The sequence below is a fragment of the Bacillus sp. ISL-78 genome, assembly GCF_018613455.1.
Classification (GTDB): domain Bacteria; phylum Bacillota; class Bacilli; order Bacillales; family DSM-1321; genus Peribacillus; species Peribacillus frigoritolerans.
Genome location: NZ_JAGGQC010000026.1, coordinates 1 through 20,520, shown reverse-complemented (window position 1 = coordinate 20,520; position 20,520 = coordinate 1). Strand labels below are relative to the sequence as shown.

Below are 20,520 nucleotides of genomic sequence, written 5' to 3'. Positions count from 1 at the left end.
TGGAAGGTGAACCCATGATTTATTTTGACAATAGTGCAACAACGAAACCATATCCCGAAGTAATCGAATCATTCATGAAGGTTACTTCGGATTATTTCGGGAATCCCTCATCGCTTCATGGACTTGGGGTGCAATCCGAAAAACTGCTTTCCGCTGCCAGAAAGCAGATTGCTGATTTATTAAAGGTGAAGAGTTCGGAAATATATTTCACTTCCGGGGGAACGGAAGGAAATAATCTTGCCATTAAAGGGGCAGCCCTCTCTCAGGGAAATCGAGGCAAACACATAATCACGACAGCGATTGAACATCCTTCTGTAGAAGACGCTTGCCAATCATTGACGAGAATGGGATATGAGATCACATATCTTCCCGTTAACGAATCTGGACAAATTGATGTAACCGATCTTAAGGATGCATTGAGGGAAGATACCATTTTGGTTTCCGTCATGCATGTTAATAATGAAGTTGGCTCGATACAGCCGATTGCTGAAGTGGGCAAATTGTTAAAACAATACCCAAACGTGCTCTTTCACGGCGATAATGTACAGGGAACAGGCAAGGTTTCGTTATCATTGCGTGAAGCCAATGTGGATTTATGTACAATTTCCGGCCACAAGGTTCACGGTTTGAAAGGGACGGGCATCCTGTATGTTCGTGAAGGCGTTCGGGTCGACCCGCTTTTCCATGGTGGCAATCAGGAAACGAAAATCAGGAGCGGCACCGAAAATGTTGCGGGAATCGTCGCCCTTTCGAAGGCTTTACGTATTAGTATGAACAATCAATTGCTGTATCATGATAAGCTTCAGCAAATCAAAACTTATTTATATAAAGGTTTGAAGGAAATGGACGGGGTGTTGGTTAACAGTCCCGAAGAGGGTGCACCCCATATTGTGAATTTTTCCGTTCCGGGACTGAAATCCGAGGTATTGCTGCATGCACTGGAATCGGAGGGAATATATGTTTCGACGACTAGTGCCTGTTCTTCGAAAAAAAGGACGGTAAGCAAAACGGTGGACGCGATGTTCCATCATCCGGCTCGTTCCGAAAGCGTCATCCGTATCAGTACTACCTACGGCAATGAAATGGGAGAAGCAAAGCAAGTTCTGGCGGCGATACAGAAAATAGTCGCTAATTTAGAAAAAATAATGAGGGTTGCTAAATGAAATTTGATCATATAATTATCCGTTATGGAGAAATCTCCACTAAAAAAAGAAACCGTAAAGGCTTTGTAGACAAAATGAAGGCACATATCCGCTGGAGTTTAAAAGATATAGAAGGCGTAGTGCTGACAGCCAACCGGGAGCGGATGTACGTCCTCCTGAACGGTGCGGACCATGTGCCGGTCATTGACCGATTGAAAGGCATTTTTGGAATACAGTCATTAAGCCCTGCAATAAAAATAGAGCGTGATCTGGAAGTGATGAAAACGGCAGCATTGTATTACCTTAATCATACTCTTGAAGAGGTAAACACGTTCAAAATCACAACAAAACGCGCCGATAAGGACTTTCCGTATAATACCGATGAAATTAACAGGGCAATCGGCGGGCATTTGCTCCGAAATACAGAAGATTTAAAAGTGGATGTAAAGAACCCTGATTTGAACCTGCTAGTGGAAGTGAGACGCGAAGCCGTGTATTTGACAGGTGAAATCATCCAGGGGGCAGGCGGTCTTCCATTCGGTTCAAGCGGGAAGGCGATGCTGATGCTTTCAGGCGGGATTGACAGTCCTGTTGCAGGATTCCTTTCGATGAAACGGGGATTGGACGTGGAGGCGATCCATTTTTACAGCCCACCTTTCACAAGTGAGCGTTCACGTCAAAAGGTCATTGATTTGGCGGGCAAACTGGCAGAAATTAATGGAAGCATGAAAGTGCATATCGTTCCATTTACGGAAATCCAATTATTGATTCAAAAACAAATCCCGGAAAACTACTCAATGACTACAACCCGTCGTTTAATGATGCGGGTCGCCGATCGCATCCGGGAAAAGGAAGAAGCCATGGCACTGATCACCGGTGAAAGCCTTGGACAGGTTGCGAGCCAGACGATGAGCAGCATGTTTGCCATCAATGAGGTTACGAATACACCGATCCTGCGTCCGCTGATTACCATGGATAAGACAGAAATCATCAAAATAGCAAGACAACTCGATACTTTTGAAATATCCAATCTGCCGTACGAGGATTGCTGTACGGTCTTTACGCCGGCAAGCCCAAAAACGAAACCGAAACGTGAAAAAGTCAATTACTATGAAAGCTTCGTCGACTTTGACTCCTTGATTGAAAAAGCGGTCTCCGAAACAGAAATACTAACGGTTAAACCGGGTCAGACTTTCGTTAAGGAAGAAGCGATGGAAGACTTGTTTTAATATCCTTTAATTACCAATAAAAATGTGCGAATGAAGCCATGTGTTTTAACACACTCTATAATCACAAGGAGGTGAAACACACATGGCAAACAACAACAGCTCAAACGAATTATTGGTACCTGGAGTTGAACAAGCTCTACAACAAATGAAATATGAAATCGCTACAGAATTCGGCGTACAACTTGGTGCCGACACAACTTCTCGCGCTAACGGATCAGTTGGTGGAGAGATCACAAAACGTCTTGTTCAAATGGCTGAACAACAATTAGGCGGAGGCTTCAACAGATAATTTCATAAATATGGCTACAGAGAGCGGGTTTTAACACCCGCTCTCTTTACGTTTGCGTACTGAATTCGTGGGCAGCAAAATAAAGTGCGTTGTATGTCAAAAAGCTGCGTTAACAACAAGACCTTGTTTTACTACATAATTTTTTACTGTTTTATATAATATGAAACCTCATTATTGTGCCGAATAACCGGCTAGCCAAGACCCACAGGTGCAGGCTTTGATGAGGCTTGGCAGACAGTCGGCGGAAAGAGAGCGGGTTTCTGAAATCAGCTGGAATTTTTTAAAAGAAAAACTGCAGGCAAACCTTGCTTTAGGAGTTGTCTACAGGCTATAAGAGAGCGGATTCCTAGACCCGCTCTTTTTTTAATTTGTAAAAATAAATAGAAATTTTAGAGAAGTATCTTGTATAATGAGTAGGTACTAAGAGTTCATAATTGGAGGGGAAGAATATGAAGCGTGAAGACTTATTGGCTCCGGAACATTACAACTTAGTGAGTGAAATGGAACGTTATGCAAAAGATCCAGGTAAAGTTGCCGTACTTTGGGAGAACGAAACCGGAGATAAAAAGCAACTTACATATGAGAATTTATTAAAAAGTGCAAATAAAATTGGAAATGCCTTCAAGAAAAAAGGACTGGGTAAAGGTGATACGGTCCTCATCATAATCCCCCGTTTGGTGGAAGCTTATCAAGTGTATTTAGCCGCATTGAAAATTGGCATGATTGTCATCCCTTGTTCTGAAATGCTTCGTGCGAAGGACTTGCAGTACCGAGTCAACCATGGTGATGTCAAAGGAATCATCAGTTATCATGAATTTACTGGCGAATTGAATGAAATAGAAGGAGCGGAAAGCCTCCTGAAGTTTTCAATCGGAAAACGAATCGAAAATTGGCTGGATTTGAATGAGCTCGCCGATGAGGAATCCGATCAGCTGACCATGGCTGACACGAAGAGTGAGGATATGGCATTCTTATCGTATACTTCCGGAACGACAGGAAATCCAAAAGGGGTCGTCCATACACATGGATGGGCTTATGCCCATTTGAAAACGTCCGCTGCAAACTGGCTAGGAATCAGCGAAACGGATGTCGTTTGGGCAACTGCAGGCCCAGGGTGGCAAAAGTGGATCTGGAGTCCTTTCCTGGCGGTTCTGGGGACTGGAGCGACAGGCCTTGCCTATCATGGAAAGTTCGAGGCGAAAAAATATCTTCAGCTGCTTCAGGACTACAAAGTGAATGCATTATGCTGTACACCAACCGAGTATCGATTGATTGCAAAGGTGGATAACCTTGATGATTATGATTTATCCCATCTTCATAGTGCCGTATCAGCGGGAGAGCCTTTAAATCAAAAAGTGTTCGAGGTCTTTAAGAACCATTTCCAGATTGAAGTGCGTGATGGGTATGGACAGACCGAAAATACCTTGTTGGTTGGTGTAACGAAAGGCATGGAAATTAAATTGGGCTCCATGGGCAAACCGACTCCGGGCAACCATGTGGAAATCATCGATGATTCCGGTAAACCTTGTTCTCCTGGCGTAGTGGGGGATATTGCCGTACATGTCGATACACCTGCTCTTTTTAAAGAATATTTTAAAGATCCCGAGCGGACATCGCAGCAATTCCGCGGGGACTATTATATCACCGGCGATCAAGCGAAAAAGGATGAGGATGGTTATTTCTGGTTTGAGGGTCGTTCTGATGATATCATCATCAGTTCGGGATATACGATCGGACCGTTTGAAGTGGAAGATGCACTCGTTAAGCATCCGTATGTTAAAGAGTGTGCCGTAATAGCAAGTCCTGATGAAATAAGGGGAAATGTGGTCAAGGCGTATGTCGTCTTGATGGATGATATCGATCCGAACAGCCAGGACTTGATCAAGACGCTTCAATCGCACGTGAAAGAATTGACTGCTCCATATAAATATCCAAGGAAAATCGAATTTTTAGAAGAGCTTCCCAAAACGACATCAGGTAAAATCAAACGGGTGGATTTACGGAAAAGGGAAGAAGCACTCCTTAACAATTGATTGAAATGCATGAACGTCAGCCTTCAAGGCTGGCGTTTTTTTATTGACAGGGACTTGGGTAAAAGCATAAATATGGGAATTCGTGTTATGAGATGGTACACTTACTGCATATCTGCACAGTAACAATCATTTAATAAGGAGTGTAAAGCCGGAATGGGAACGTTATGGTTCAATGGGTCAATTTATACGATGGTTAAAGAAAATGATAAAGTGGAGGCAGTCTTCACTGATAAGGGGTTAATTGTTGATACCGGCAGCCTGGACCATTTGAAAAATGAACATGCCGGCAATATTTCCAGGGAAATCGACTTAAAAGGACAAACGATGCTGCCGGGATTAGTGGATAGTCACCTTCATTTGGTCGGACATGGTGAAAGACTGCTTCGTCTAGACCTCTCTTTGATGGATAGCAGGGAGTCGATCATGAAATCCTTGAAGGAAAAGTGCTTAAAGACCCCGGCCGGAAAGTGGATCGTTGCCGAAGGGTGGAATGAAAATGAATGGCCGAGGCCTGAATTGATATTACGGGATGAGCTTGACGCGATATCGGCAGATCATCCCATCGTATTGAAAAGGGTCTGCCGTCATGCCTTGGTGGTTAATTCCCGGGCCCTTTTGGAAGCGGATATTAAAGAAGATATAAAAGAACCTTCAGGCGGGGTGATCTGCCGTTATCCTGACGGACGTTTAAATGGATTATTTAAAGAAAGCCAGGCGCAGAACCTTATTTTAGACAGCCTTCCCGGCATTGATCAAGAGTATATCGAAAACGCGCTCACAGAGGCCATAGAAGACGCATATAAGCTAGGTTTGACTGGGGGGCATACAGAGGACCTTCATTACTACAATGGATTCATGTCGACATATCAGGCGTTTAAATCGGTAATCGAGGACCGGGAAATGGCCTTTCGCGCCAATTTGCTCGTCCATCACGAAGCGTTTGAAGAAATGCTGGCAGCAGGCGGCGGCTATCAGGAAGGTACGCGATATATCAAATTCGACAGCATGAAGATCTTTACCGACGGCTCCTTAGGCGGACGCACTGCCCTGTTGAGCGAACCTTACGTAGATCAAAAGAATACGAATGGGGTCGCGATATTCACTGAAAATGAGCTTCAGGAATGGGTGAAAAAAGCAAGGGCTGCCGGAATGCCGATTGCTGTCCATGCGATTGGCGATCTCGCTTTTGAATACGTCTTGAATGCAATTGAAGCCCTCCCCCCGAAAAAGGGACAGAGGGACCGGCTCATCCATGCGCAGATTGTACGGCCCGAGCTTTTGGAGCGGGCGGCAAAGCTGCCGGTAATCTTTGATATACAACCGGGGTTCGTTCCGTCCGATTTTCCATGGGTGGAAGAAAAGGTGCCAGCCGATCTATTGGAATCCTCCTATGCCTGGAAAACCTATTTGAATTTGGGCATCATTTGTGCGGGAGGGTCGGATGCACCCATTGAACCATTAAATCCGATTTTGGGCATTCATGCAGCTGTCACAAGGATGAAAATCAACAGTGAGGACCGTACCGTATATGGTTTGTCTGAAAGGCTTTCCGTTTTCGAGGCTTTCGCATTGTATACGAAAGGGAGTGCTGCAGCAATCGGCCAGGAAAAACGCCGAGGTGTGATCAAAAAAGGGTACGATGCCGATTTTACCGTGTTTAATCTGGATGTCTTTGCTGTTGCACCGGATGATCTCCTGAAAGCTGAGGCGGTCATGACGGTCATCGATGACAAAATCATGTATGATAAAAATTAACAGTTGCAAAAAAAGAAATGGAAATACAAAATTGTCAGATGGAATTAGATAAAGGAATGTAAATGGAAAGAAGGCTTGTTATGAAAGTGGATCAACAAAAAGAAGGGGCGATTTATGCAGCCCTTTCTTACATGATGTGGGGAGTTGTGCCGGTTTACTGGAAGTTCCTTCAGGGAGTCGGTGCAATGGAAATTTTAGCTCAGAGGGTATTATGGTCTTTCGTGTTCATGCTGGTTTTATTGATGATCATGAAAAAGTGGCAGGCGTTTCTTGATTATGTCAAAAACATACTGGGCAATCCGAAACTATTTACGGCATTACTAACGGCGTCACTGCTTGTTACAGCCAATTGGGGAGTGTTCATATGGGCCGTTAACTCGGGACGGATCCTCGACACGAGCCTTGGATATTATATCAATCCGCTCGTCAGTGTACTATTGGGAGTGATAGTCTTAAAAGAAAAATTGAGCGGGGCCCAAATCATTTCATTCCTGCTTGCAGGAATCGGAGTCTTGATCCTTGGCATTCATTTCGGCACGATCCCGTGGATCTCTCTTGTTTTGGCCATGACCTTTGGATTATACGGTCTGGCAAAAAAAATGATCAAGGCCGAATCGGCAATCGGGCTGACGCTCGAAACGATGATGGTAACGCCTCTGGCCCTAGGTTACCTGATTTACTTGATGAACAGGTCGGAAATGCAATTCTTTACAGACGGGAGCACAAGCTTGCTGTTGGTGGGCGGCGGGATTGCCACGGCATTGCCTCTTTTATATTTTGCGAAAGGGGCCGAGAAGATCCCGTTATCGATGCTAGGCATTTTTCAGTATATCGCTCCGACCTTATCTTTATTGATCGGGGTATTCGTCTATCATGAAAGTTTCACCAAAGCACATCTTTTAGCCTTTTTGTTCATATGGTCAGCCTTGGCTGTTTATACACTATCCATAACGAAATGGGGGCAGGCAAGTGCCCGCAGGTTCAAAGGCAAAGGGAATATTGGTGCTTGAAAAGAAATAAATGCTTGGGAAATTTTCTGCCCAAGCATTTTTTATGTCGATATTCAATAAAACGGATTTATGGCATAGGCGAAATGCCAGGGTCATGAAAGGTATATCTTCGAACCTATTTCAGAAACAATACAATTGGAAAGGCTGGCAGGACTGTTATCGGGCTTGGCACGAGGGTTATTTAGTTGGAATTGTCTATAGAAGGAACTATCCAGGGAAATGATATGCGTTGTCAGAAATGCTGATATGGTGGCGAATGGCTTTCTATTGCTATTTAATTCATCGATGATTCCCTGTGCAGTGGTAATCCCGATCCCGTGGCCATAAAAGAGGTTATTCCCTAATAATATGGCATTTTCACCTTGCCATTCAGGGGTTGCCAAGTCGTGATCAGGGTTTTTGAAGTAAACGCAATCACCTGGTAAATAATCCCTTCCTCGATGAATAATGAGAGCCATATTCTGTGGAGGGCGAAAGTCATATAAAAATAGGTCTGAAAAAAGATAGTCGAAATTCCTGGGGCCGATCAGATCCAAAATCGCCTTTAAAAAAGTGATGACCATTGCTGTACCGCATTCGAATGCATAAAGCCCTCCATTCATGAAAATGTCAACGAGCGCAGCATGAGGGAGAATCCCTGGCTGAAGGGTAAAGGTGCCATCCTTTGAAAGGTGCCAATAACGTTGATTGGATTGAGACTCCTCAAGTGTGGAGAAATCCGGACCGCTTTTATCCAACGCAATAGCTGCCTCTATGACTCGGTTCCTCAGCTGTATCTCGAAATTAAAATCCCCAAAGTTCCGGTATTCAAAAACGTTAGAATCTTCCGCCAAGCATTGAAGAGTTTCAAGCGATTTGGCAGAGGCTGTACCTGGTTGGATTTGACTGACATCTAACCATTTGTGATTAATCTTTATCATGACATATCCACCTTTTGCTTATGAAATTAAGGGTTTAATAAAACAAGTAAACAAAAATGTCTACATGTAATGCTCATTATATGAATGCTTGAAAAGAAATGACTATTTGGTACGTGTCCGCCACCGTTGCAGCCAAGCATGATTGGAACGGAAAGAGGCAGAATTATTTTGCTTTCAATGATTTTCGTTCCAAAAGATATTTTGCAAGATATCCTGAAGTGCCAGGAATACCTTTCCAATTAGAGAGAAGAAGCAAATTAGTATTCCTTTTTCCCTATGAATTGATATAATGAGAGAGAAAAGTTCATATGTGCGAGAAATGTAGGGGGGCCAGTACTGCTGGCTGAGATTGCATCCATTAGATGCTGACTCTTTGAACCTGATCTGGGTGATGCCAGCGGAGGGAACATATTATGACTGATTTTCTGTTTTGTATGTTAACGTCCGAATTCATCTTCGGGCGTTTTTTGCTTTTTTCCAGTATTTGAATAGCCCTGGAGCCCTATTATGGTTCCGGCATATGGACCTTATAAGATATGTAGGGGGATAATGACTTGAATAAATTCTTACCACTGTTAACTTCGTTCTTCCTTTTAGCTGGATGCGGAGCAGGCGGAACTAATGAAAAAGAAGAAGCATCTAAAAATGAAGAATTAAAAAAGGTATCGGTCGTGCTCGATTGGACACCGAATACAAACCATACAGGACTGTATGTAGCCAAGGAAAAAGGTTATTTTAAAGAACAAGGTCTTGATGTGGAAATTATCATGCCAGGTGAAGCTGGAGCTGATAAGCTTGTCGCTTCAGGGAAATCTGAATTTGGCGTGAGCTACCAGGAGGGCATAACGCAGGCCCGCGTCCAGGGCGTGCCGATTGTTTCGGTAGCTGCCGTCATCCAGCATAATACCTCGGGATTCGCTTCCCCTGAGGCAAAAGACATTACGACTCCCAAGGATTTTGAAGGGAAAACGTATGGTGGCTGGGGGTCCCCGGTTGAAAAGGCCATCATTGATTCACTCATGAAAAAAGAAAATGCGGATGTAAATAAAGTGGATATAGTCAATACAGGAGACATGGATTTTTTCACTTCGGTTAAAAGGGATATAGATTTTGCCTGGATTTATTATGGATGGACAGGCATTGAGGCCGAATTGCGAAATGAAAAGCTTAATATGGTTTACTTAACCGAATACTCTGATAAGCTTGATTACTATACGCCTGTATTAACTACGAATGAAAAGATGATAAAAGAAGATCCGGAGACTGTTAAAGCATTCGTTCAAGCAGCTTCCAAAGGGTACCAGTTTGCGATTAAGAATCCTGACGATGCAGCGGACATGTTAATTAAGTCTGCACCGGATCTTGATCCAAAACTAGTGAAGAAAAGCCAGGAGTGGCTTGCAGACAAGTATCAGGATGATGCTCCGCGATGGGGTGAACAAAAGCTTGAAATTTGGAAGAATTATAGTGAGTGGATGACTGAAAATAAGCTTCTTGAAGGTGATTTCGATCCTGAAAAGGCATTTACCAATGAATTTTTACCAAAATAGGAGGAAATACAATGGCCAATTCATTAATTAGTATACAAATTATTCCTAAAGGGGAAAACGTCATCCCTATGGTCGATGAAGCAATCAAGATCATTGAAGAATCAGGTGTCAAGTATGAGGTTCACCCGCTTGAAACGACAATGGAGGGGGAGCTTTCCGAACTTTTTGCCGTGATAGAAAAAATGAATGTAAGAATGATTGAAATAGGATCGCCGAATGTCATTTCCCAAGTGAAAATATTATATCAGCCAAGCGGGATTACGATGGATACGTTAACGGAGAAATATCGGGCATGATCGGAAAGGGAATTTGGAAGAAGGGGGCTCCCTTCTTTCTTTTATTATTGTTGCTGATAGTATGGGAGTCAGTGACAGTCTTATTGAAAGTTGAAGAATGGCTGCTTCCCGCTCCATCGGCCATTTTCATTGAAGGAATTGAGTCTTCCCGCAATCTTTACGGACACCTTATATCCACAACCGAGCTTGCGTTGTCGGGTTTTTTTATTGGGAGCTGCATCGGCTTATTGATCGCGGCAATCCTGCACCTATTTCCAGGTGTGAAGGACGCGGTTTATCCTCTGCTCATACTATCACAAAATATACCTATCATCGTTTTGGCGCCGCTTTTGGTAATCTGGTTTGGCTTTGGCATGCTGCCTAAGTTGATCGTGATTTCACTTGTATGTTTTTTTCCGGTTGCGGTCGCATCTTTGGACGGTTTTCGCCAGACACCATACGAGCTTAAGCATTATTTCAAGATGATGGGAGCGGGGAAAAACCAGTTATTTTGGAAGCTGGAACTTCCTCACTCGATCCCGTTCATATTCTCGGGCTTGAAAATTTCGGCTACCTATAGTGTAATGGGTGCGGTTATTTCGGAATGGCTTGGGGCAAAATCGGGGATTGGTGTTTATATGACTCTCGCTTCTTCAGCGTTCAGGACAGATCGGGTGTTTGTAGCCATTTTCATCATCATGGGAATGAGCCTGATTTTTTTTGGAATCATCACTTTCCTGGAGAAATACTTGGTTTCTTGGAAGAGAAAGGAGGGCGAAAAGGGTGAAGCTGGAAATTAAAGACGTCTCCTATTCTTTCGATGGTAAGCAAAATATATTGGAGAATATGAATTTCCATGTGAATGATGGGGAATTTGTTACGATCCTTGGGCCATCGGGAAGCGGTAAAAGTACATTGTTCCACTTGATCGGCGGGATTTTGAAGCCTGATCATGGCATCATTTCATTGGATGGTAAAAAGATAAATGGCTTAAAGGGACATATCAGCTATATGCCTCAGCAGCCTTCCCTTTTACCTTGGAGAACGGTATTGGAAAATGTTTTGCTTGGAAGTGAACTTGCTGGGACCAGAGATAAAGAAAAGGCAAAAAACCTTTTGATGAAAGCCAGGTTAGAAGATTACGGGAAAGCATATCCGCATGAATTATCTGGAGGCATGAAACAAAGGGCCGCATTCATTCGGAGTATCTTAAGTCCACAGGACTTGATGTGCCTGGACGAACCCTTTTCTGCCTTGGATGAACTGACAAGATTGCAAATGCAACAATGGCTGTTGTCGGTTTGGGAAGAAAATCGGAGGTCGGTGCTTTTTGTCACTCACAGCATAGATGAAGCGGTTTTCCTATCAGATAGAATTTATGTGTTATCAGCAAAACCGGCTGCTGTCATCAAAGAAGTGAAAGTCCCATTTTCAAGGCCAAGAAGAGAAGAACAGCTTCTTAGTGATGAATTTATTCATTTGAAGAGAGAATTATATGCAGCACTCAAGCCAACTTTCACTACTTAAGTAAGGAGGCGATAACATTTGAGAATCATCGACAGCCATATCCATTTGGATAAGTATGATATTGTTAAGCGGAAGCAGATCCTGAAAGACATGGAAAAGGTTCAGTTGGAATCCTTGCTGACTGTTTCCATGAATTTGGATTCTTCGATTAACAATTATCAGCTTTCACTTAAAGATTCACGAATTAAGCCTGCCTTTGGTTTTCATCCAGAGCAGCCCCTCCCGAGTGATGAAGAAGTGAATGAATTATTGAGCTGGATGCGGGAACATCGTCACAATATGGTTGCGATAGGCGAGGTTGGGCTGCCCTATTACTTAAGGCAGGAAAATCCCGATATTGATAACTCAGCATATATAGTGATACTGGAGAGGTTCCTGACTTTAGCTAAAGAGATTGAAAAGCCGGTTATCCTTCAGGCCGTCCATGACGATGCACCTATCGTTTGCGACCTTTTGGATAAGCATCAAATCACAAGGGCACACTTCCATTGGTTTAAAGGGGATATCCGGACAATTGAAAGAATGGCCGAAAAGGGCTACCGCATTTCGATTACACCTGATGTTTGTTATGAGAGGGAAATACAGGAATTAGTTGCGGCCTATCCACTTAAGCTGATGATGATAGAAACGGATGGACCATGGCCGTTTGAAGGGGTTTTCAATGGGGAATGGACCCATCCCGGCATGATGCATGACAGTGTGCGTCAAATTGCTTCGATTAAAGAATTGCCGATTGAAGATGTCTATGAAGCCCTTTATCAAAATACGAAAGATTTTTATCATATATAAAGGTACCGGTTATCATATCCGGTACCTTTTTTCGTTTAGAGAAAGGTCCTTTTAACCTTTTCCCAAAAGGAATTGTCTTTTAGCTTAACGGTCTTGATGACCTTACCGCTTAACCGGACCTTTACCTTTTCGACATGATTGATGCTTAACGCTTCATTGTCCATTCCGACGATCGGATAGCTTGGTCCGTTTTGTTCAAGGTGGACGGTCAACGTCTTAGCGCCGCTTAGGATGAATGAGGAGCCTAGGGTCCGATAGGTATTATTATTGACGGAAGCAAGTTCGCTCACTTGGAAGCAAGGGAGAAGGGGATCGACAACGGCCCCATTGACCGATTTATTATAGGCGGTGCTTCCGGTCGGAGTCGCAATGATGATTCCGTCCCCGCGAAAAGTTTCAAAATGAAGTTGATCAATGAAAATATCCATGATGAACGTTTTGGTGATCGAAGAGCGGATACTCAGTTCATTAAGGGCATAGAAGGAGGGCTGATCGTCCAATTGGATAGAGATGGTTGGATATTTACGCACCTCGATTTGCTCCCTTGTCATGGCATCAATCATCTTATCACTGTCTTCCAAGTGGAAATCGCAATACATATTCAAGTTTCCTGTCGTGGAAATGCCCGCATATAAACAGTCATCCCTGAACCCGGTTTTACGTGCTGCCTGCAGGAATGTGCCGTCATCACCGATGCTTACGATGATGTTCGCTTTTGTGAAATCCTGGATGACTTCATACGAATGTTGCTTCGCCAAGTCTGATAAGTATTCAACCTTGCTAAGCATCTCTGCATTCGGTGCATGGAAAAAATAAATATTCCTTCGAGTGTTCATCATGTTTCCCCCTAGAATGTATGGTGATGAAAGGGCTTTCTATATCCTGTTTACAATAAATGCATTTTTTGCAAAATGGACCAATGCATTTCCAATTTGAGGATTCTTTGCTACAATTTTATATGTCTTAGTTTATCATGGAATGAAACATTTTTGGTATTAGTTCGTATGGTAAGAAGGATACATATATTTAAGGGGGAAAACAGATGAATGGAAAGCGTTGGGCTGCACTTGGAATCGCAGCCGTTTTATTTTTTGTATCTATTGCTGTAGGGGCGGCCACTACTCTATTTACAGCGGATACGGAAAATATCATTGATGAATTATTTGCTTCCGAAAGTGCATTTTACGAGGAAGTCATAGAAGGCGATGATTACACTAATGTTATTGCCGTATTTGATGTAGAGGGCACGATTCAAGATACAGGGGAAGCCTCATTACTTAGTTCAGCAACATATAATCACCGTGCCTTCATGGATAAGCTGAAGATGGCAGAGGAAAATGACGATATCAAAGGAATCATCCTTCGGGTGAATTCTCCAGGCGGCGGTGTCGTCGAAAGTGCAGAGATTCATGAAAAGATCCTTGATATCAAGAAAGTGAAAAAACCTGTTTATGTATCAATGGGGTCTATGGCTGCTTCAGGCGGATATTATATTTCTGCACCAGCCGACAAGATTTATGCCAGCCCAGAAACGATGACGGGTTCACTTGGAGTCATCATGCATGGGTATAATTACGAGAAGCTGGCCAAGAAGTATGGTGTCGAGTTCGAAACCATCAAAAGCGGACCACACAAAGATATTATGAGTCCAACCCGTGAAATGACTGGGGAAGAACGTGAAATACTGCAGAATATGATTAATAATTCTTATGATCAATTTGTAAAAGTCATTGCTGACGGACGCGGAATGACAGAGAAGGAAGTAAGGGAAATTGCCGATGGACGCATTTATGATGGACGTCAGGCTAAGGAAAACCATCTAATCGATGATTTCGGCCATTTGGATGATGTAATTGCCGCAATGAAAACGGATATCGGTAAAAAGGATGCTCAAGTCATCCGTTATACGGATGAGGCAGGTTTCGGTTCATTATTCAGTATGAGTGCGCAAAAAATGTTGGGAAATGATGTGGAAACGGCAGTCTTGACAAAAATCCTTTCCTCTTCAAATTCTCCACGCTTAATGTATTTGTATGCGGAATAGGGGGGCTGAAGGATGACGGAAAGAAATGAAAACAATGAACAAATCGCTTCATCCAATCTAATGGCAGAACAAGAGGTTCCCGTTCAGCAGGAATTTACATCAGCCAAAAAGGCTGTGGGTGATGATGAAGTCAAAAAAGTGCATTTTGCTGGTTTTTGGATGAGGTTTTGGGCCTATTTAGCCGATCTATTGGTTATCGGAAGCTTGAACCGGATTTTGATTCATCCCATCTTTAAATTTTATGAAGGGACAGATGACCTTTGGTTCTCCGCAGAGGGCTTCTTAACGGGGATCGTATTTTTCTTATACTTTGTATTGATGACCAAATTCTTGAATCAAACCCTTGGCAAGATGATTTTTGGACTGAAAGTCGTTGCCTTGAAGGAAGAGAAAAAAACCATTTCATGGAGCACGATATTGTTCAGGGAGCTGATTGGCCGCTATATTTCAAAGGTCACTTGGATTGGCTATCTCTTGGCAGGCCTATTACCGAAGAAACAGGCTTTGCATGATGTCTTTGCTGACACGGGCGTTGTGTTGATCAGAAGATGATTTCTTCCATTCATAAATCTGTAAGAGCGTGATTTTCGCTTTTGCAGGTTTATTTTTTTTTGCATATGCCGATAATGATAGGCTGAAGGGGTGTAGGTGCATGAAGTGGCTTTTGATGATTATGGGTATCCTCATTTTGGTGCTGCTTATTGTTATTTTCACTAAAGTAAGAGTGTCCATCGACTACAAGCGTGTCCAAGCGAATGACCTAATACATATTAAATTATCAGCTTGGTACGGGCTTTTTCACTATACATTCAAGGTTCCGGTCATAAAAATGGAAGATGACTCGGGAACTGCAGTAGTAAAGAAAGAGCAAGAAATGAACGGAAAAACAAATAAGGAAGAAAAGAAAAAAATCACAGCCGAAGATTTGCGGGACGGATTCGCAGACATTCTGGAAACGCTTCAGCATATAATCGGATTCCATAAGATCGTCCGTCAATTCGCTGGGAAAGTCAAAGTCAAAAAATTCACCTGGCATAGTAAGGTCGGTACTAAAAACGCTGCACACACCGGTGTTTTAACTGGTGCATGCTGGGCACTTAAAGGTTCAATCATCGGTTTGCTGACAACCTATTTCAACTTTCGGATCATGCCCTCCTATTCTATTACACCCGACTTTCAGAGATGGCAGGCAAACACGTCGATTTCCTGCATATTACAATTCAGAATCGGGCAGGCTATGGTGACTGGAATAAAACTGCTTCGTTATTGGAAAGGCGGAAAGCCGCATTTCAAGTCGAGGAAATTAGCGAAGCTATCAGATGATTCCAATAAACAATCGTTCTAGAGTGGAGGGAATTTAAATGTCAGATCATCCGATCCAAGGTTTAATGAAAGAAGCTATGGAAAATCTTAAAGAAATGGTCGATGTGAACACGATCATTGGGGATCCGGTAGAAACTCCGGATGGAAGTGTCATTTTAACTGTATCCAAAGTGGGGTTTGGTTTTGCAGCCGGTGGCAGCGAATTTGTGATGGATGGAAACCATCAAGGACAGCAAGGCGGTTCCAAGCAGCCTTTTGGCGGCGGTAGCGGCGGTGGGGTTTCCATAACGCCAATTGCCTTTTTGATTGTCGGTTCCCATGGAGTGAAAATGATTCATCTCGATGAAGGGACGCATCTTCTCGAAAAAATGATGGATTTAGCTCCTCAAGTCGTCGATAAGATTCAGTCCATGCTATCCAAGAAAGACAATCATCAAAAGCAAGGCAGCAATCAATACCAAGGCGGCAGTCAAGCAGCTGTGAACAGATACCAAGAACCTAAACAGGATATAGACTTCTAATTGCGACTCGGCATCCGCCGAGTTTTTTCTTTTTGCTGCATTCTTCCTTTGTACCAAAAAAAGCTCGGATGGCGAACATGTGCAAGCATCATTCACATTTCCTGATTCAATTAATTGCAAAATTCCGGCAAAACAAATATCATTATGCTTGTACATATAGCAGAAAAGGGAGGAATTATTAATGGCTTCAGTTACATTTAAAAACAACCCGATCACTTTAGTGGGACAAGAACTAAAAGTTGGGGACAAAGCACCTGATTTTACAGTATTGGCTAATGACTTATCACCGGTTACTTTAAGCGACTCCAAAGGTTCTGTCCGCATTATCAGCGTTGTTCCATCCGTGGATACAGGCGTATGTGATGCACAGACACGTAAATTCAATGAAGAAGCGGCAAAATTGGATAATGTGAAAGTACTGACGATCAGTAACGACCTTCCTTTCGCGCAAAAACGCTGGTGTGCTGCCAGCGGCTTGGACAATGTTCAAGTCCTTTCCGATCACCGTGACCTTTCATTCGGTGAAGCATATGGTGTCGTCATGCAAGAACTTCGTCTATTGGCTCGCTCTGTATTCGTTGTGAACAGCTCTGATGAAATCACATATGTGGAATATGTGAGTGAAGGTACCAACCATCCAAATTACGAAGGTGCAATCGAAGCGGCGAAAGCGGCAAAATAAGATCGGCGAATTTAAGAAACCGGGCACAATGTGCCCGGTTTTTTGTTTTAATGTTGATTTTCTTGTTGATAAACACCTTGTCGTTGAAGTGGAAAGGTCCTTTTTAGGCTCTAATGTTCATTTAAGTTGTGCGTTATATTAATTTTTAAGTGTCATTTCTATAGAAGGGTATCATTTATTATATCTGGATTCAGTTAAGGCTCGAAAGTCGGACCATTTTGTGGTAAAACAACTTTGCCAGACCATTCCTGACCATTAGGTGTTCCAACTCTTATGTCAATTTCATTAGGCCACGACGGCATTTGTCTTTGATGGGGCCCCGGAAAAAACCCCGCTTGTTGCCCTGCTCGAAATCCTTCTCGATATCCTTGTCGATACCCTTGTCGAAATCCTTGACGAAAACCTTGTTGAAACCCCTGCTGTTGCCTGTTAAATTCATCTGCTGACTGAATATCATGTTGCTGATTTATCGGATTAACCTGCCCATGATAGTTTTGATATTGATTATCCATATATAATCACCACCTCATGCATGGTATTCTGTTTGGGCCTTCATTGAGCCTATCCAAGTAATAAAAAAAATACAGGGCAACAAAACAACCTGTTTTAGACAAAAGAGTTTCTATCTGAATTTCAAAACAAATTTGCTTGGAACGTAAGGTACGAGACTCCTGCGGGAAAAGCGTGTCTAGGGAGACCCCGCAGGCGCAAGCCGAGGAGGCTCCCCGACCGCCCGCGGAAAGCGAGTGCCTTACGTTCCAATCAACGCCCAAATTTTACACCTTGTATTTAATTTACTTATTACTTACTCATGGATGAAATCTTGAAAAGGGAGTGGGCGCGAGATTCCTTATCAAACGGAATTCGGTACGCTAATAATCGAAGAATGATGAGCAGGACGTCCGGCTTGTATCTCTTTCTTCTTACCTTTAAAATAGGGACAGAAGCAAACAGGAGGAATTAATAAGTGAAGTCTACCCCAGTTGAACAATTATTTTATGAATTTGATGAAACAGCTCAAATATTGCAAAGTGAACTATCATGTACGTATCTGGACGCCTTGGGCGAGACGGGCGAGAATTTCTTCCAAGGGAAAGTCCTGCAGGATGAAATCAGTGAAGTATCGAAGAAAAGGTTAGCGAAGCATTATGCAGATTTTTCACCAGAGAAATATGAGAAAGAAGCAATCCGTAAAGCGTATCAGCTTGCCATTTTAAAAGGCATGCAGCAGAGCGTTCAGCCGAATCATCATATGACTCCTGATGCAGTCGGCATGTTCGTCAGCTATTTAGTCGGTAAATTCACCAAGGACCAAAAAGAGATAGTCATGCTCGATCCAGCCATTGGGACGGGGAACTTACTATTTGCGATCATGAATCAGCTTACTGATAAGAACATCGCTTCATATGGTGTCGAGATTGATGAAACCTTGATCAGGCTTGCTTATGCTGGTGCCAACCTGCAAGAACATCCACTGGAATTTTTCAATCAGGACAGCTTGGAGCCACTTTTCATCGATCCTTCAGATGTTGTGGTCAGTGATTTGCCGATTGGTTATTACCCGAATGATGTGCGTGCAGCTGAATATGAATTGAAGGCCGACAAGGGACATTCGTATGCTCACCATTTGTTTATTGAACAAGGTGTTAAACACGCGAAGGATGGCGGACACCTATTCTTCATTGTCCCGAATAACCTGTTCGTCTCGGAGGAAGCTCCGAAACTCAATGATTTCCTGAAGAAGCATACACATATCCAAGGGATGGTGCAACTGCCGCTTTCCATGTTCAAGAATGAATCGGCTGCCAAAAGCATCCTGATCCTTCAAAAGAAAAAAGAGGGGATCGAAGCTCCGAAGAAGGCATTGCTTGTACAACTTCCGAAGTTGTCGGATTTCGAAGCGACAAGGTCTGTCATGCAACAGATGGATGATTGGTTTAAAGAGGAAAAATAAAAAATGAAAGCTGATGCCATAGGCATTGGCTTTCATTTTTTTTTTGAAAAAATGGTGATTGGCAATTTTTCATTATCATTTGGTTGAAATCGCTTGCCATGATAAGATTGTACAATACACTGCACGTTTAGAAATGAACAAAGAACTAACTTAGAGTAAAGGAGCAGGATCGATGTCAAAAGTCATGGCTATTAATGCGGGCAGCTCTTCATTGAAGTTTCAGCTTTTTGAGATGCCTAGTGAAAAAGTAATTACAAAAGGTCTTGTAGAAAGAATCGGCTTGAAAAATTCCGCATTCACTTTAAGCGTCGAAGGCGAAAATGTTTCTGAAACGGTGGATATACCCAATCATGAAGTGGCTGTAGGGCTTTTATTGAAAAAGCTCATTGACCATCGGATCATTGACTCCTTTGAAGAGATAGATGGCGTAGGCCATCGGGTGGTGCATGGCGGCGAGGTATTCAGTGACTCGGTCTTGATCACGGAGGATGTAATAAAGGAAATCGAAAAGCTTTCCGAGTTGGCGCCCCTTCATAATCCTGCCAATATCACCGGGATCCAAGCCTTCAGGCGAATACTTGATGATGTGCCAGCGGTTGCGGTATTCGATACGGCCTTCCATCAAACGATGGCAGCAGGTTCCTATTTGTACAGTTTACCTCTTGAATATTATGAAAAGTACGGAATTAGGAAGTATGGGTTTCATGGTACTTCACATAAATATGTATCGCAGCGTGCTGCCGAAATGATTGGCCGCCCAATTGAACAGCTTCGATTGATATCCTGCCATTTAGGGAATGGTGCAAGCATTACGGCCATAAAGGGAGGCAAATCGATTGATACATCAATGGGGTTCACTCCCTTGGCCGGTGTTACCATGGGAACGCGGTCAGGGAACATCGACCCTGCACTGATTCCTTATATCATGGAGAAGACGGGAAAAACAGCAGATGAAGTGCTGGATGTCCTGAATAAGAAAAGCGGCATGCTAGCCCTTTCCGGATTTTCCAGCGACCTGCGCGATATTCAAGTTGAAGCGGATAAAGGAAATGAGCGGGCAGAACTCGCACTTAAAGTATTTGCAGACCGGATTCACAAGTACATTGGCTCCTATTCAGCTAAAATGGGAGGTGTGGACGGCATCATTTTTACAGCGGGCATCGGTGAAAACAGTCAAACAATTAGAGGGCGTATCTTGGAGGGACTTGAATTCATGGGGGTATATTGGGATAAGGATCTCAATCGCACCAAGGGCAAGGAAGCGTTCATCAATACACCTTATTCCCCTGTCAAAGTCATGGTCATCCCAACCAATGAAGAAATCATGATTGTCAGGGATACTGTGAAAATAGCTTTGAGAGAAACCTGGAAAGCATGACTTCCTTTTTTTTATAAGGCAACTTTCGTAAAGATTGTTGTTTTTAAAACGAAACGATTTAAGGTTGATTGGAGCGGAAGTGCGAGACTCCTGCGGGAG

Annotated in this window: 21 protein-coding genes and 1 riboswitch; of the genes, 18 read left to right on the top strand and 3 right to left on the bottom strand. The window is 43.1% G+C overall.

Annotated elements, in window-relative coordinates:
• Positions 1-14 precede the first annotated feature (14 nt).
• The 6 genes from J7I96_RS20975 to rarD all read left to right on the top strand — a co-directional run bounded on the left by J7I96_RS20975 (position 15) and on the right by rarD (position 7,458).
• On the top strand, positions 15-1,163 hold the full coding sequence (locus J7I96_RS20975) for a cysteine desulfurase family protein (RefSeq protein ID WP_214924409.1): 1,149 nt from the start codon (positions 15-17) through the stop codon (positions 1,161-1,163).
• Positions 1,160-2,371: a tRNA uracil 4-sulfurtransferase ThiI gene (gene thiI / locus J7I96_RS20970; RefSeq protein ID WP_214770976.1), complete on the top strand. Its 1,212-nt coding sequence runs from the start codon at positions 1,160-1,162 to the stop codon at positions 2,369-2,371. Before J7I96_RS20975 ends, thiI begins: the two co-directional genes overlap by 4 nt.
• 82 nt (positions 2,372-2,453) lie before the next feature.
• On the top strand, positions 2,454-2,660 hold the full coding sequence (locus J7I96_RS20965) for an alpha/beta-type small acid-soluble spore protein (protein ID WP_034309203.1): 207 nt from the start codon (positions 2,454-2,456) through the stop codon (positions 2,658-2,660).
• Positions 2,661-3,109: 449 nt separating this feature from the next.
• Positions 3,110-4,693, top strand: coding sequence for an acyl-CoA synthetase MbcS (gene mbcS / locus J7I96_RS20960; RefSeq protein ID WP_214770980.1), 1,584 nt, complete (start codon positions 3,110-3,112; stop codon positions 4,691-4,693).
• Between the two features lie 153 nt (positions 4,694-4,846).
• Positions 4,847-6,448: an amidohydrolase gene (locus tag J7I96_RS20955; RefSeq protein ID WP_214770982.1), complete on the top strand. Its 1,602-nt coding sequence runs from the start codon at positions 4,847-4,849 to the stop codon at positions 6,446-6,448.
• Positions 6,449-6,528: 80 nt separating this feature from the next.
• On the top strand, positions 6,529-7,458 hold the full coding sequence (gene rarD / locus J7I96_RS20950; RefSeq protein WP_214770984.1) for an EamA family transporter RarD: 930 nt from the start codon (positions 6,529-6,531) through the stop codon (positions 7,456-7,458).
• A gap of 92 nt (positions 7,459-7,550) precedes the next feature.
• Here rarD and J7I96_RS20945 read toward each other — a convergent pair whose 3' ends face one another.
• Entirely contained in the window at positions 7,551-8,378 is an 828-nt protein-coding gene (locus J7I96_RS20945; protein WP_251029214.1) for a protein-glutamine gamma-glutamyltransferase, read from the bottom strand.
• A gap of 313 nt (positions 8,379-8,691) precedes the next feature.
• Positions 8,692-8,801: riboswitch (TPP riboswitch) on the top strand.
• 131 nt (positions 8,802-8,932) lie between these two features.
• Between J7I96_RS20945 and J7I96_RS20940 the strand changes: the two genes are divergently transcribed.
• From J7I96_RS20940 to J7I96_RS20920, 5 genes are read left to right on the top strand one after another with little or no spacing between them, the layout of a single operon-like run.
• A complete protein-coding gene (locus J7I96_RS20940; protein WP_214770986.1) occupies positions 8,933-9,928 on the top strand; it encodes an ABC transporter substrate-binding protein in 996 nt (331 codons plus the stop codon).
• 11 nt (positions 9,929-9,939) lie between these two features.
• Positions 9,940-10,224: a thiamine-binding protein gene (locus J7I96_RS20935; protein WP_034309193.1), complete on the top strand. Its 285-nt coding sequence runs from the start codon at positions 9,940-9,942 to the stop codon at positions 10,222-10,224.
• Positions 10,221-11,003, top strand: a complete 783-nt coding sequence (locus J7I96_RS20930) for an ABC transporter permease (RefSeq protein WP_214924407.1) — start codon at positions 10,221-10,223, stop codon at positions 11,001-11,003. Before J7I96_RS20935 ends, J7I96_RS20930 begins: the two co-directional genes overlap by 4 nt.
• Complete coding sequence (locus J7I96_RS20925; protein ID WP_251025214.1) at positions 10,993-11,730, top strand: ABC transporter ATP-binding protein; 738 nt, start codon at positions 10,993-10,995, stop codon at positions 11,728-11,730. The genes J7I96_RS20930 and J7I96_RS20925 overlap by 11 nt, the downstream gene beginning before the upstream one ends.
• 18 nt (positions 11,731-11,748) lie before the next feature.
• Entirely contained in the window at positions 11,749-12,519 is a 771-nt protein-coding gene (locus J7I96_RS20920) for a TatD family hydrolase (RefSeq protein ID WP_214924404.1), read from the top strand.
• Between the two features lie 35 nt (positions 12,520-12,554).
• On the opposite strand, the gene J7I96_RS20915 is transcribed toward J7I96_RS20920, so the two are convergent.
• Positions 12,555-13,355, bottom strand: a complete 801-nt coding sequence (locus J7I96_RS20915; RefSeq protein WP_053535929.1) for an NAD kinase — start codon at positions 13,353-13,355, stop codon at positions 12,555-12,557.
• A 206-nt stretch (positions 13,356-13,561) separates the two neighbouring features.
• Between J7I96_RS20915 and sppA the strand changes: the two genes are divergently transcribed.
• The 5 genes from sppA to tpx all read left to right on the top strand — a co-directional run bounded on the left by sppA (position 13,562) and on the right by tpx (position 17,089).
• Complete coding sequence (gene sppA / locus J7I96_RS20910; RefSeq protein WP_214770992.1) at positions 13,562-14,563, top strand: signal peptide peptidase SppA; 1,002 nt, start codon at positions 13,562-13,564, stop codon at positions 14,561-14,563.
• A gap of 12 nt (positions 14,564-14,575) precedes the next feature.
• Positions 14,576-15,115 carry an RDD family protein gene (locus J7I96_RS20905; RefSeq protein ID WP_214770994.1) on the top strand — a complete coding sequence of 180 codons (540 nt, stop codon included), beginning with the start codon at positions 14,576-14,578 and terminating at the stop codon, positions 15,113-15,115.
• A gap of 100 nt (positions 15,116-15,215) precedes the next feature.
• Positions 15,216-15,908, top strand: coding sequence for a DUF2953 domain-containing protein (locus J7I96_RS20900; protein ID WP_214770996.1), 693 nt, complete (start codon positions 15,216-15,218; stop codon positions 15,906-15,908).
• A 16-nt stretch (positions 15,909-15,924) separates the two neighbouring features.
• Positions 15,925-16,407, top strand: a complete 483-nt coding sequence (gene ytfJ / locus J7I96_RS20895; RefSeq protein WP_214770999.1) for a GerW family sporulation protein — start codon at positions 15,925-15,927, stop codon at positions 16,405-16,407.
• Positions 16,408-16,588: 181 nt separating this feature from the next.
• The gene (tpx, locus tag J7I96_RS20890) at positions 16,589-17,089 is read left to right on the top strand and encodes a thiol peroxidase (protein ID WP_034309176.1); all 501 of its coding nucleotides are present in this window, start codon (positions 16,589-16,591) and stop codon (positions 17,087-17,089) included.
• 194 nt (positions 17,090-17,283) lie between these two features.
• On the opposite strand, the gene J7I96_RS20885 is transcribed toward tpx, so the two are convergent.
• Positions 17,284-17,601 carry a hypothetical protein gene (locus J7I96_RS20885; protein ID WP_214771002.1) on the bottom strand — a complete coding sequence of 106 codons (318 nt, stop codon included), beginning with the start codon at positions 17,599-17,601 and terminating at the stop codon, positions 17,284-17,286.
• Positions 17,602-18,056: 455 nt separating this feature from the next.
• Between J7I96_RS20885 and J7I96_RS20880 the strand changes: the two genes are divergently transcribed.
• Positions 18,057-19,043: a class I SAM-dependent methyltransferase gene (locus J7I96_RS20880; RefSeq protein ID WP_034309170.1), complete on the top strand. Its 987-nt coding sequence runs from the start codon at positions 18,057-18,059 to the stop codon at positions 19,041-19,043.
• A gap of 172 nt (positions 19,044-19,215) precedes the next feature.
• Positions 19,216-20,421 (top strand): acetate kinase, encoded by a 1,206-nt coding sequence (locus tag J7I96_RS20875; protein ID WP_214771005.1) that lies wholly within the window; start codon positions 19,216-19,218, stop codon positions 20,419-20,421.
• Positions 20,422-20,520: the final 99 nt, after the last annotated feature.

Bases quoted from the DNA above. Each gene is read 5' to 3' on its own strand.
- J7I96_RS20955 (WP_214770982.1), top strand. From the start codon at position 4,847: ATGGGAACGTTATGGTTCAATGGGTCAATTTATACGATGGTTAAAGAA.
- J7I96_RS20945 (WP_251029214.1), bottom strand. From the start codon at position 8,378: ATGATAAAGATTAATCACAAATGGTTAGATGTCAGTCAAATCCAACCA.
- thiI (WP_214770976.1), top strand. From the start codon at position 1,160: ATGAAATTTGATCATATAATTATCCGTTATGGAGAAATCTCCACTAAA.
- J7I96_RS20935 (WP_034309193.1), top strand. From the start codon at position 9,940: ATGGCCAATTCATTAATTAGTATACAAATTATTCCTAAAGGGGAAAAC.
- J7I96_RS20900 (WP_214770996.1), top strand. From the start codon at position 15,216: ATGAAGTGGCTTTTGATGATTATGGGTATCCTCATTTTGGTGCTGCTT.
- sppA (WP_214770992.1), top strand. From the start codon at position 13,562: ATGAATGGAAAGCGTTGGGCTGCACTTGGAATCGCAGCCGTTTTATTT.
- rarD (WP_214770984.1), top strand. From the start codon at position 6,529: ATGAAAGTGGATCAACAAAAAGAAGGGGCGATTTATGCAGCCCTTTCT.
- ytfJ (WP_214770999.1), top strand. From the start codon at position 15,925: ATGTCAGATCATCCGATCCAAGGTTTAATGAAAGAAGCTATGGAAAAT.
- J7I96_RS20965 (WP_034309203.1), top strand. From the start codon at position 2,454: ATGGCAAACAACAACAGCTCAAACGAATTATTGGTACCTGGAGTTGAA.
- J7I96_RS20905 (WP_214770994.1), top strand. From the start codon at position 14,576: ATGACGGAAAGAAATGAAAACAATGAACAAATCGCTTCATCCAATCTA.
- J7I96_RS20915 (WP_053535929.1), bottom strand. From the start codon at position 13,355: ATGAACACTCGAAGGAATATTTATTTTTTCCATGCACCGAATGCAGAG.
- J7I96_RS20975 (WP_214924409.1), top strand. From the start codon at position 15: ATGATTTATTTTGACAATAGTGCAACAACGAAACCATATCCCGAAGTA.
- tpx (WP_034309176.1), top strand. From the start codon at position 16,589: ATGGCTTCAGTTACATTTAAAAACAACCCGATCACTTTAGTGGGACAA.
- J7I96_RS20885 (WP_214771002.1), bottom strand. From the start codon at position 17,601: ATGGATAATCAATATCAAAACTATCATGGGCAGGTTAATCCGATAAAT.
- J7I96_RS20930 (WP_214924407.1), top strand. From the start codon at position 10,221: ATGATCGGAAAGGGAATTTGGAAGAAGGGGGCTCCCTTCTTTCTTTTA.
- J7I96_RS20875 (WP_214771005.1), top strand. From the start codon at position 19,216: ATGTCAAAAGTCATGGCTATTAATGCGGGCAGCTCTTCATTGAAGTTT.
- mbcS (WP_214770980.1), top strand. From the start codon at position 3,110: ATGAAGCGTGAAGACTTATTGGCTCCGGAACATTACAACTTAGTGAGT.